This window comes from Pseudomonas fakonensis, from assembly GCF_019139895.1.
Taxonomy (GTDB): Bacteria; Pseudomonadota; Gammaproteobacteria; order Pseudomonadales; family Pseudomonadaceae; genus Aquipseudomonas; species Aquipseudomonas fakonensis.
The window spans coordinates 3327061-3339826 of record NZ_CP077076.1 but is presented as its reverse complement, the minus strand read 5'-3'; the positions used below and the strand labels follow the sequence as shown (position 1 = coordinate 3339826).

Below are 12766 nucleotides of genomic sequence, written 5' to 3'. Positions count from 1 at the left end.
AGTGCAACCGTCCCTCGGACGGGGCTTCCCCAAGTGCAACCTTTGCATGCACAATCGCGCCCCTCTTTATCCGGTTGAGTTGGGCGAAACGTCTATTTCGCCATTCTCAGCCTGTTGCAGTCTTGCGAGTGGAGCTTCACCCGGAATGAATGAGCAGGCCCCAAGCGTTGAACAACGCTTTGCAGAATCGACCCCCGCCACCCTCGGCAGCTGGTCGCGTCACGACACCACCTGGATGCTGGGCCTGTTCGGCACAGCCATCGGCGCAGGCACCTTGTTCCTGCCGATCAACGCAGGCCTTGGCGGCTTCTGGCCGTTGCTGATCCTCGCCGCGCTGGCCTTCCCCATGACCTACTTCGCCCACCGCGGGCTGACCCGCTTCGTGCTCTCCGGGCAGAAGGGCGGCGACATCACCGACGTGGTCGAGGAGCATTTCGGCATAACCGCCGGTGCGCTGATCACCGTGCTGTACTTCTTCGCCATCTTCCCCATCCTGCTTATCTATAGCGTGGCGCTGACCAACACCGTCAGCAGCTTCATGGAGCACCAGCTGCACATCGCGCCGCCACCGCGGGCGATCCTGTCGTTCGTGCTGATTCTCGGCCTGCTGGCCATCGTGCGCTGCGGCGAGCAGGCCACGGTCAAGGTCATGAGCCTGCTGGTCTACCCGTTCATCGTCGCCCTGGCGCTGCTGGCCCTGTATCTGGTGCCGCACTGGACCGGCGGCATCCTCGACACCGCAAGCCAGGTGCCGTCGGGTTCGGCCTTCCTGCACACCGTGTGGCTGGCCATCCCGGTGATGGTGTTCTCGTTCAACCACTCGCCGATCATCTCGGCCTTTGCCGTCGACCAGAAGCGCCGCTACGGCGAGCACGCCGATGAGCGCAGCGGGCAGATCCTGCGCCGCGCCCACCTGCTGATGGTGCTGATGGTGCTGTTCTTCGTGTTCAGCTGCGTGCTCACCCTGAGCAGCGCCCTGCTGGCCGAAGCCAAGGCGCAGAACCTGTCGATCCTGTCGTACCTGGCCAACCACTTCGACCAGCCGACCATCGCCTTCGCCGCACCGCTGATCGCCTTCATCGCCATTGCCAAGTCGTTCCTGGGCCACTACATCGGTGCCAGCGAGGGACTCAAAGGCATGATCGTCAAGGCCGGCATGCGCCCGGGCGCCAAGGCCATGGACCGTGTGGTTGCCGCGATCATGCTGGTGGTGTGCTGGATCGTCGCCACCCTCAACCCGAGCATCCTCGGCATGATCGAGTCCCTCGGCGGGCCGATCATCGCGGTGCTGTTGTTCCTGATGCCGATGTACGCCATCCGTCGCGTGCCGTCGATGCGCAAGTACAGCGGCGCGCTGTCCAACCTGTTCGTGGTGGTCATCGGCCTGGTGGCGCTGACCTCGGTGGTGTACGGCCTGCTGGGCTGATTGCAGCGCTGCTGTAGGAAATGTCCGGGTCGGCTGTAGCCACCCGGACATTTTTTTGTCCACAGGAATTGTCCGGCAATAAAACAATTTCAGCTTTGCTTATAGGCACTTGCGCCGCTTCATGCTTAACTCGGGGTCTTTTTCCAACCCGTACTAAGGATGATTTCCCATGGCTCAAGTGACTCTCAAAGGCGGCCCGGTTCAGGTCAGCGGCAACCTGCCACAAGCTGGCGCCCAGGCACCTGCCTTCTCCCTGGTCGCTGGTGACCTGTCGAACAAGTCGCTGGCCGACTTCGCCGGCAAGCGCAAGGTGCTGAACATCTTCCCAAGCGTCGACACCCCGACCTGCGCCACCTCGGTACGCAAGTTCAACGCCCAGGCCAACGCCGTGGCCAACACCGTGGTGTTGTGCATCTCGGCCGACCTGCCGTTCGCCCAGGCCCGCTTCTGCGGTGCCGAAGGCCTGGAAAACGTCCAGAACCTATCCACCCTGCGCGGTGCCGAGTTCCTGCAGAACTACGGCGTTGCCATCGCCGACGGCCCGCTGGCCGGCCTGGCGGCCCGTGCTGTCGTGGTGCTGGACGAAAACGACAAGGTGCTGCACAGCGAGCTGGTTGCTGAAATCGCCGACGAGCCGAACTACGACGCGGCGCTGGCGGTACTGAAGTAACATCTGTGTGAAGCCCATCGCCGGCAAGCCGGCTCCTACAGGCCAGCGTCATCCCTGTAGGAGCCGGCTTGCCGGTGATGGCGTCACACCCAGAAACGGCCTGGCCCCCACACCAGGCCGTTTTCATTTAAAGTCTGCCCGCCGACCAACGTCAGCCAAAGGTAAAACACTGGTAAAGCCGCTTTGCTAAAACGGTGCCAGTGCTTATCGTTCACGCTCTTCACGCCCGTCTTCCCTGAACAAGGTTCGTTCGACCCATGCAAGTGTCCTATTCCCGTTCCCCCCGTCGCTGGCTGTTCGGCCTGCTGATCCTGCTGCTGGTGGCCCTGCTGGCCTGGTGGCTGTGGCCCGCAAAGACCGTGCACGAGCAAGCCGCAAGCGGCGGGCGCCCGGGCAAGGGTGCGGCCATGGGCCTGGGCGGGCGAGGGCGGCCGGGCTTTGGCGCATCGTCTGACCCTGTGCCGGTACGTGTGGAACCGGTCAAGGTCGGCGACTTCCCGCTTTACTACAAGGCCCTGGGCACCGTCACCGCCACCAACACGGTCAACGTGCGCAGCCGGGTGGCCGGCGAGCTGGTGAAGATCCACTTCAAGGAAGGCCAGCAGGTCAAGGCCGGCGACCTGCTCGCTGAAATCGACCCGCGCCCGTACCGCATCGCCCTGCAGCAGGCCGAAGGCACCCTGGCGCAGAACCAGGCGCAGTTGAAGAACGCCCAGGTCGACCTGGCCCGCTATAAAGGGTTGTACGCCGAAGACAGCATCGCCAAGCAAACCCTCGACACCGCCGAAGCACAGGTGGCGCAGTTCCAGGGGCTGGTGAAAACCAACCAGGCAGCAGTCAACGACGCGCGCCTGAACCTCGATTTCACCCAGATTCGCGCACCGCTCACCGGCCGCCTGGGCCTGCGCCAGCTCGACCTGGGCAACCTGGTGGCGGCCAATGACACCACCGCGCTGGTGGTGATCACCCAGACCGAGCCGATCAGCGTCGCCTTCACCCTGCCGGAAACCGAGCTGGACACCGTGCTCGAGCGCTACCGCAGTGGCGCCAGCCTGCCAGTCGAAGCCTGGGACCGCGGCGATCGCAAGCTGCAGGCGACCGGCGTGCTGGGCAGCCTGGACAACCAGATCGACACCACCACCGGCACCCTGAAGTTCAAGGGCACCTTCCAGAACAAGGACAACGCCTTGTTCCCCAATCAGTTCGTCAATGTGCGCCTGCTCGCCGACACCCTCAAGCAGGTGGTGCTGGCCCCGGCTGCGGCCATCCAGTTCGGCAACGACGGCACCTTCGCCTACGTGGTCAACCAAGAGAACACGGTGAATATCCGCAAGCTCAAGGTGGGTGCCAGCGATGGCCAGAACAGCGTGATCGTCGAGGGCCTGGCCGCCGGCGACCGGCTGGTGCTCGAAGGCACCGACCGCCTGCGCGAAGGCACCAAGGTCGAAGTGGTCGAAGATAGCTCGCAAGTGCCGACCACCCCCGGCCAGCACCTGCAGGGGCAGGACGCCAAGGGCTCGGCCCAGGCCGGTGAATCGGGCAGCAAGGCGGGCGCATGAACCTCTCGCGCCTGTTCATCCTTCGCCCGGTCGCCACCACGCTGAGCATGCTGGCCATCGTCCTGGCCGGCCTGATCGCCTATAAAATGCTGCCGGTGGCAGCCTTGCCCCAGGTCGACTACCCGACTATCCGGGTCATGACCCTATACCCCGGCGCCAGCCCGCAGGTCATGACCAGCGCCGTCACCGCCCCCCTGGAGCGCCAGTTCGGGCAGATGCCGGGCCTTGAGCAAATGGCCTCGACCAGCTCCGGCGGCGCCTCGGTGCTGACCCTGCGCTTTAGCCTCGACATGAACATGGACGTTGCCGAGCAACAGGTACAGGCCGCCATCAACGCCGCCAGTAACCTGCTGCCCAGCGACCTGCCGGCTCCGCCGGTGTACAACAAGGTCAACCCGGCGGATACCCCGGTGCTGACCCTGGCCATTGCGTCCAAGACCATGCCGTTGCCCAAGCTCAACGACCTGGTCGACACCCGCGTGGCGCAGAAGATCGCCCAGATCAGCGGCGTGGGCATGGTCAGCATCGCCGGCGGCCAGCGCCAGGCCGTGCGCATCAAGGTCAACGTCGACGCCCTGGCCGCCAACGGCCTGAACCTGGACGACGTGCGCACGCTCATCGGCGCCTCCAACGTCAACCAGCCCAAAGGCAACTTCGACGGCCCCACCCGGGTGTCGATGCTCGACGCCAACGACCAACTGCGCTCGCCCGAGGAATACGCCAACCTCATCCTCAAGTACAACAACGGCGCACCGCTGCGCCTGAAGGACGTCGCCGAGATCGTCGACGGCGCCGAGAACGAGCGCCTGGCCGCCTGGGCCAACCAGAACGAAGCAGTGCTGCTGAACATCCAGCGTCAGCCCGGGGCCAACGTCATCGAGGTGGTCGACCGCATCAAGGAACTGCTGCCGTCGATCACCGATAACCTGCCGGCGGGCCTGGACGTCAGCGTGCTTACCGACCGCACCCAGACCATCCGCGCCGCGGTGCGCGATGTGCAGCACGAACTGTTGTTTGCCATCGCCCTGGTGGTGATGGTGACCTTCCTGTTCCTGCGCCGGGTCAGCGCCACCATCATTCCGTCGATCGCCGTGCCGCTGTCGCTGATCGGCACCTTTGGCGTGATGTACCTGGCTGGCTTTTCGATCAACAACCTGACCTTGATGGCCCTGACCATCGCCACCGGTTTTGTGGTGGACGACGCCATCGTCATGCTGGAGAACATCTCCCGCCACATCGAAGAAGGCGAAACCCCGCTGCAGGCGGCGCTCAAGGGCGCCCGGCAGATCGGCTTCACCCTGGTTTCGCTGACCTTCTCGCTGATTGCGGTGCTGATCCCGCTGCTGTTCATGGCCGATGTGGTGGGGCGGCTGTTCCGCGAGTTCGCCATCACCCTGGCGGTGGCCATTCTCATTTCGCTGGTGGTGTCGCTGACCCTGACCCCGATGATGTGCGCGCGGCTGCTCAAGCGCGAACCCAAGGAAGAGGAGCAGGGGCGCTTCTACCGCGCCAGCGGCGCCTGGATCGACTGGCTGATCAAGCACTACGCCAGCGCCCTGACCTGGGTACTCAAGCGCCAGCCGCTGACCCTGCTGGTGGCCGTGGCCACCCTGGCGCTGACCGTGGTGCTGTACCTGATGGTGCCCAAGGGCTTCTTCCCGGTGCAGGACACCGGGGTCATCCAGGGTATTTCCGAGGCGCCCCAGGCCACCTCGTTCGCCGCCATGAGCCAGCGCCAGCAGTCCCTGGCCGAAGTCATCCTGAAAGACCCGGCGGTGCAGAGCCTGTCCTCGTACATTGGCGTGGACGGCGACAACGCCACCCTCAACAGCGGCCGCCTGCTGATCAACCTGAAACCCCACGGCGAGCGCGACCTGACCGCCGAGCAAGTGATCGCCCGCCTGCAACCACAGCTCGACCGCCTGGTGGGCATTCGTCTGTTCATGCAGCCGGTGCAGGACCTGAGCATCGAGGACCGGGTCAGCCGCACCCAGTACCAATTCAGCCTCAGTTCCCCCGACGCCGACATGCTCGCCGAATGGAGCACCAAGCTGGTGCAGGCACTGCAGCAGCGCCCCGAACTGCAGGATGTGGCTAGCGACCTGCAGGACAAGGGCCTGCAGGTGTACCTGGTGATCGACCGCGACATGGCAAGCCGCTTGGGCATCAGCGTATCGCAGATCACCAACGCGCTTTACGACGCCTTCGGCCAGCGGCAGATCTCCACCATCTACACCCAGGCCAGCCAGTATCGCGTGGTGCTGCAGTCGCAGACCGCCGCATCGCTTGGGCCCAAGGCGCTGGAGTCGATCCACGTCAAGGCCACCGACGGCGGCCAGGTGCGCCTGTCGGCGCTGGCGCGCATCGAGCAGCGCCAGGCGCAGCTGGCCATTTCGCACCTCGGCCAGTTCCCGGCGGTGACCCTGTCGTTCAACCTGGGCTCCGGCGCCTCCCTGGGCGAGGCGGTCAAGGTGATCGAGCAGGTGCAGCAGGACATCGGCATGCCGATTGGCGTGCAAACCCGCTTCCAGGGCGCCGCCGAGGCGTTCCAGGCGTCGCTGTCGAGCACCTTGCTGCTGGTGCTGGCGGCGGTGGTGACCATGTACATCGTGCTGGGCGTGCTGTACGAAAGCTACATCCACCCGGTGACCATCCTCTCGACGCTGCCCTCGGCGGCGGTCGGCGCTTTGCTGGCTTTGCTGCTCAGCGGCAATGACCTGGGGATGATCGCCATCATCGGCATCATCCTGTTGATCGGCATCGTCAAGAAGAACGCGATCATGATGATCGACTTCGCCCTCGAGGCCGAACGCCACCAGGGCATGAGCCCGCAGGATGCCATCTACCAGGCGGCGCTGCTGCGCTTCCGGCCGATCCTCATGACCACCCTGGCCGCACTGTTCGGCGCCGTGCCACTGATGCTGGCCACCGGCTCCGGCGCCGAACTGCGCCAGCCGCTGGGCCTGGTGATGGTCGGCGGCCTGCTGGTGAGCCAGGTGCTGACCCTGTTCACCACCCCGGTGATCTACCTGTACTTCGACCGCCTGGCACGCCGCTGGCGGCCAGCAGGTGATGCGCAGCAGGCTGACGCATGAACCTGTCCGGACCATTCATTCGCCGGCCGGTAGCCACCATGCTGCTGAGCCTGGCGATCATGCTGCTGGGCGGGGTCAGCTTCAACCTGTTGCCGGTGTCGCCGCTGCCGCAGATGGACTTCCCGGTGATCGTGGTCAGCGCCAACCTGGCCGGGGCCAGCCCCGAGGTGATGGCCTCCACCGTGGCCACGCCGCTGGAGCGCAAGCTGGGCAGTATCGCCGGGGTCACCACGCTGACCAGCAGCTCCAACCAGGGCTCCACCCGGGTGATCATCGGCTTCGAGCTGGGCCGCGACATCGACGGCGCCGCCCGCGAGGTGCAGGCGGCCATCAATGCTTCGCGCAACCTGTTGCCCAGCGGCATGCGCAGCATGCCCACCTACAAGAAGATAAACCCGTCCCAGGCGCCGATCATGGTGCTGTCGCTGACCAGCGACGTGCTGGCCAAGGGGCAGCTGTACGACCTGGCCGACACCATCCTCTCGCAGAGCCTGGCCCAGGTCAGCGGGGTAGGGGAGGTGCAGATCGGCGGCAGTTCGCTGCCGGCAGTGCGCATCGAGCTGGAGCCACAACTGCTCAACCAGTACGGCCTGGCCCTGGATGACGTGCGCACGGCCGTGGCCAACGCCAACCAGCGCCGGCCCATGGGGTTTGTCGAGGATCACGAGCGCAACTGGCAGGTGCGCGCCAACGACCAGCTGGAAAAGGCCGAGGACTACAAGCCGCTGGTGATCCGCCAGCAGAACGGCGCCATCCTGCGCCTGAGCGATGTGGCCAAGGTCAGCGATGGCGTCGAGAACCGCTACAACAGCGGCTTCTTCAACGACGACGCGGCCGTGCTGCTGGTGGTCAACCGCCAGTCCGGGGCCAACATCATCCAGACCGTCGAGCAGATCAAGGCACAGTTGCCGGCCCTGCAGTCGCTGCTGCCGGCCAGCGTCAAGCTGGACATCGCGATGGACCGCTCGCCGGTGATCAAGGCCACCCTCAAGGAGGCTGAGCACACCCTGCTGATCGCTGTGGTGCTGGTGATCCTGGTGGTTTACCTGTTCCTCGGCAACTTCCGCGCATCCTTGATCCCAAGCCTTGCCGTGCCAGTGTCGCTGGTGGGTACGTTTGCCGTGATGTACCTGTGCGGCTTCTCGCTGAACAACCTGTCGCTGATGGCGCTGATTTTGGCCACGGGCCTGGTGGTGGACGACGCCATCGTGGTGCTGGAGAACATCTCGCGGCATATCGAGAACGGCGAAAACCCACTCAGCGCGGCGTTCAAGGGCGCCAAAGAGGTGGGCTTCACCCTGCTGTCGATGAACGTATCGCTGGTGGCGGTGTTCGTCTCGATCCTGTTCATGGGCGGCATCGTGCGCGGGCTGTTCATGGAGTTCTCGATCACCCTGGCGGCGGCGATCATTGTCTCGCTGGTAGTCTCGCTCACCCTCACCCCGATGCTCTGCTCGCGCTGGCTCAAGGTGCACGGTGCCCATGAGCAGACCCGCCTGCAGCGCTTCAGCGAGGGTATTCACCAGCGCATGGTCGCAGGCTACGACAAGAGCCTGGGCTGGGCCCTGCGCCATCGCCGGCTGACCCTGCTCAGCCTGCTGGCCACCATCGTGCTCAACGTCGTGCTGTACGTGGTGGTGCCCAAGACCCTGATGCCGCAGCAGGACACCGGCCAGCTGCAGGGCTTTGTGCGCGGCGACGACGGCCTGTCGTTCAGCGTCATGCAACCGAAGATGGAAACCTACCGCCGCGCGCTGCTCAAGGACCCGGCGGTGCAGAGCGTGGCCGGCTTTATCGGCGGCAACAGCGGCACCAACAACGCCTTCATGCTGGTGCGCCTCAAGCCCATCGGCGAGCGCAAGCAAAGCGCGCAGCAGGTCATCGAGCGGCTGCGCAAGGAAATGCCCAAGGTGCCCGGCGGGCGGCTGTTCCTGATGGCCGACCAGGACCTGCAACTGGGCGGCGGTGGCCGTGACCAGAGCACCTCGCAGTACCTCTACACCCTGCAAAGCGGTGATCTGGCCGCGCTGCGCGAGTGGTTCCCCAAGGTGGTCGCCGAGCTGCGCAAACTGCCCGAGCTGACCGCCATCGACGCCCGCGACGGTGCTGGCACCCAACAGGTGACCCTGGTGGTCGACCGCGACCAGGCCAAGCGCCTGGGCATCGACATGGACATGGTCACCGCGGTGCTCAACAACGCCTACAGCCAACGGCAGATCTCGACCATCTACGACAGCCTCAACCAGTACCAGGTGGTGCTGGAGATCAACCCGAAGTACGCCTGGGACCCAAGCACCCTGGAGCAGGTGCAGGTGATCACCGCCGACGGTGCACGGGTGCCGCTGTCGAGCTTCGCCCGTTACGAGAACAGCCTGGCCAGCGACCGCGTCAGCCACGAAGGCCAGTTCGCCTCCGAAGACATTAACTTCGATGTCGCCGAAGGCTACAGCCCCGACCAGGCCATGGCCGCACTGGAGCGCACGGTGGCCAAGGTCGGCCTGCCGGAGTCGGTGATCGCCAAACTGGGCGGTACCGCCGACGCCTTCAGCAAGACCACCTCAGGCCAGCCGCTGATGATCCTCGGCGCGCTGCTGCTGGTGTACCTGGTGCTGGGCATCCTGTACGAAAGCTACATCCACCCGCTGACCATCCTCAGCACCCTGCCTTCGGCCGGGGTCGGCGCGTTGCTGGCGTTGTACCTGACCGGCGGCGAGTTCAGCCTGATTTCGTTGCTGGGGTTGTTCCTGCTGATTGGCGTGGTGAAGAAGAACGCCATCCTGATGATCGACCTGGCCTTGCAGCTGGAGCGCAATGACGGCCTGTCGCCAGAGGAGTCGATCCGCCGCGCCTGCCTGCTGCGCCTGCGGCCGATCCTGATGACCACCCTGGCCGCCATGCTTGGCGCGCTGCCGCTGCTGCTGAGCAGCGCCGAGGGTGCCGAGATGCGCAAGCCGCTGGGCCTGACCATTCTTGGCGGCCTGGTGTTCAGCCAAGTGCTTACGTTGTACACAACGCCTGTGGTCTACCTGTACCTCGACCGCCTGCGCCACCGTTTCAACCGTTGGCGCGGCGTGCGCACCGACGCTGCCCTGGATACCCCGCTATGACCTTTGCCCACACCCGCATTCACCGCGCCCTCAAGGCGCTGACCCAGGGCCGCGGCTCGCGCCTGCTCGGCGCCGGCCTATGCGTGGCGATGCTCAGCGCCTGTACCCTGAGCCCCGACTACCACCGCCCCGAGCTGAGCACCACGGCGCAGTTCAAACAGGCCGAAGGCTGGACCCAGGCCAAGCCGTCCGATGCCATCGCCCGAGGCGCCTGGTGGGAGCTGTACGGTGACGCACAGCTCAATGGCCTGGTCGAGGAACTGAACCGCAGCAACCAGACCGTTGCGCAAGCCGAGGCTCAATACCGCCAGGCCCAGGCGTTGGTGCGCAGCAGCCGCGCCTCGCTGTTCCCGTCGCTCAACCTGACCGCCGGCAAGACCCGCTCGGCCCAGGGCACCGGTAGCTCGAGCTCGAGCCTTTCGAACAACAGCAGCGGCATCCGCGATACCTACAACACCCAGCTGGGCGTGAGCTGGGAGATCGACCTGTGGGGCAAGCTGCGCGAAACCCTCAATGCCAACGAGGCCAGCGCCCAGGCGAGCCTGGCCGACATGGCCTCGATCCGCCTCAGCCAGCAGTCTGAGCTGGTGCAGAACTACCTGCAGCTGCGGGTAATCGATGAGCAGAAGCGCTTGCTGGAGGCCACCGTGGCGGCCTATGAGCGCTCGCTGAAAATGACCGAAAACCAGTACCGCGCCGGTGTGTCCGGCCCTGATGCGGTGGCCCAGGCGCGCACCCAGCTCAAGAGCACCCAGGCCGACCTGATCGACCTCGCCTGGCAGCGTGCCCAGTACGAGAACGCCATTGCCGTGCTGATGGGCAAGGCCCCGGCTGATTTCGCGCTGGCTGCAAGCGACAGCATCCCGACCTTGCCGGACGTTCCGGTATCGCTGCCGTCGCAGTTGCTGGAGCGCCGCCCTGACATCGCTGCTGCCGAGCGCAATGTCATGGCCGCCAACGCCAATATCGGCGTGTCCCGCGCGGCGTACTTCCCGGACCTGACGCTGAGCATGAACGGTGGCTACTCCAGCAGCAGCTTCAACAACTGGATCGAGTTGCCGAACCGTTACTGGTCGGTGGGGCCGCAGTTGGCGTTGACCTTGTTTGACGCTGGCAAGCGCAGTGCCGAGGTGGACCGCACGGTTGCGGCCTATGACCAGACCGTGGCGCAGTATCGGCAGACGGTGCTGGATGGCTTCAAGGAGGTCGAGAATTACCTGGTGCAGTTGAAGGTATATGGCGATGAGGCGGTGGTTCGCCAGGAGGCGCTGGAGGCGGCCCGTGAATCGCTGCGGTTGACCGAGAACCAGTACAAGGCGGGGTTGATTGGGTACCTGGACGTGGTCAATGTGCAGACTACGGCTTTGAGCAATGAACGCAGCGTGCTGACGCTGTTGCAGGGGCGGTTGTTGGCCAGTGTGCAGTTGATTGCTGCTTTGGGTGGGGGCTGGGATGCCGAGCGTGCTTTCGCTGACGCGGATTGAGAGGGGGGGCTTCTGTGGGGGCTGTGGTGAGGCCCTTGCGGGCGATGCATTTCTGACGGCTTAGAGTATTGCCTGTTGGTTAGTTGGTGAGGGTGTCAGAAATTTTGTGTTCGGGCATAACATGAGTAAGAGGTGCATGTATGCCAACCAAAAAGAAACCCTTGCGTGACCTGCCAAAAATCCCCAAAGAGCTGCTGGAGCAGTTCGGCGAGGGCCTGATGTCCGCAGAAGCAATCGAGGATGCCTCAGCGGCGTTCAAGAAGGCCTTGATCGAGCGTGCCTTGAGTGCCGAACTCGGTCACCACCTGGGTTATCCGCCGGGCGCGCAGCGCCCGGCGGATGAAACCAATCAGCGTAACGGCAAGAGTGGCAAGACGGTTTTGACCGGCGATGGCCCGCTACGACTGGAAATCCCTCGCGATCGAGACGGTAGTTTTGCGCCCATTCTGATCCCCAAGCATGAGCGGCGTTACACCGGTTTCGATGACAAGATCATCGCCATGTACGCCCGTGGAATGACGGTCAGAGAGATCCGAGCCTTTCTGTCCGAGCAGTATGGAACAGAGGTCTCACCCGACTTCATCAGCTCTGTGACAGACGAGGTCATGGACGAGATTGGCGCGTGGCAACAGCGGCCACTGGAGCCGATGTACCCGGTCATTTTCTTCGATGCGCTGCGGGTGAAGATCCGCGAAGAGGGCCTGGTGCGCAACAAGGCCATTTACTTGGCCCTGGGCGTTCTTCCCGACGGAACGCGAGATATCCTGGGCATCTGGATCGAGAACACCGAGGGTGCGAAGTTTTGGATGAAGGTCTTTAACGATCTCAAGACGCGCGGTGTCGAAGATGTGCTGATTGCCGTGACCGATGGCCTCAAAGGTATGCCAGAGGCTCTCAGTGCCGTGTTTCCAGAGACGACGTTGCAAACGTGCATCGTGCACCTGATCCGCAACAGCCTCGACTTCGCGGCCTGGGACAAGCGGCGAGCTCTGGCCAAGGAGCTGAAGCCGATTTACCAAGCCATCAATGCTGAAGCGGCTGAGCAAGCACTCGATGAGTTTGAGAACGGGCCGTGGGGGGAGAAATATCCAACGGTGGTGGCTGCTTGGAGACGGGCTTGGGATCGCGTGATTCCATTCTTTGTTTTCCCGCCCGCCATCCGGAAAGTGATCTATACCACCAACGCCATCGAGAGCATCAACGCCCAGCTACGCAAGGTCATCAAGACTCGCGGGCATTTCCCGAATGATGACGCAGCGACCAAACTGATCTGGCTGGGATTGCGCAACATAACAGCCAATTGGGGAAAGCCGGCCCATGACTGGAAAAGCGCGATGAATCAATTCGCGATTCTGTATGGAGATCGGTTCATCAGGCCGACCTGGTGAGAATCAGGGCCTGCCTGACGGCAGGCCGTTACCGGCC

7 protein-coding genes are annotated in these 12766 nt (G+C 64.2%); all 7 read left to right on the top strand.

Going from position 1 to position 12766, the window contains the following annotated elements; genetic code table 11:
- Positions 1-145: 145 nt before the first annotated feature.
- Positions 146-1426, top strand: a complete 1281-nt coding sequence (locus KSS94_RS14740) for a serine/threonine transporter (protein WP_217838834.1) — start codon at positions 146-148, stop codon at positions 1424-1426.
- 169 nt (positions 1427-1595) lie between these two features.
- Positions 1596-2096, top strand: coding sequence for a thiol peroxidase (tpx, locus tag KSS94_RS14735; RefSeq protein ID WP_217838833.1), 501 nt, complete (start codon positions 1596-1598; stop codon positions 2094-2096).
- A gap of 257 nt (positions 2097-2353) precedes the next feature.
- Positions 2354-3655: an MdtA/MuxA family multidrug efflux RND transporter periplasmic adaptor subunit gene (locus KSS94_RS14730; RefSeq protein WP_217838832.1), complete on the top strand. Its 1302-nt coding sequence runs from the start codon at positions 2354-2356 to the stop codon at positions 3653-3655.
- On the top strand, positions 3652-6750 hold the full coding sequence (locus KSS94_RS14725; RefSeq protein WP_217838831.1) for an MdtB/MuxB family multidrug efflux RND transporter permease subunit: 3099 nt from the start codon (positions 3652-3654) through the stop codon (positions 6748-6750). Before KSS94_RS14730 ends, KSS94_RS14725 begins: the two co-directional genes overlap by 4 nt.
- Positions 6747-9857: an efflux RND transporter permease subunit gene (locus tag KSS94_RS14720; protein ID WP_217838830.1), complete on the top strand. Its 3111-nt coding sequence runs from the start codon at positions 6747-6749 to the stop codon at positions 9855-9857. Before KSS94_RS14725 ends, KSS94_RS14720 begins: the two co-directional genes overlap by 4 nt.
- Positions 9854-11341 (top strand): efflux transporter outer membrane subunit, encoded by a 1488-nt coding sequence (locus tag KSS94_RS14715; RefSeq protein ID WP_217838829.1) that lies wholly within the window; start codon positions 9854-9856, stop codon positions 11339-11341. Before KSS94_RS14720 ends, KSS94_RS14715 begins: the two co-directional genes overlap by 4 nt.
- Positions 11342-11481: 140 nt before the next feature.
- Positions 11482-12729, top strand: coding sequence for an IS256 family transposase (locus tag KSS94_RS14710; protein WP_217838745.1), 1248 nt, complete (start codon positions 11482-11484; stop codon positions 12727-12729).
- Positions 12730-12766: the final 37 nt, after the last annotated feature.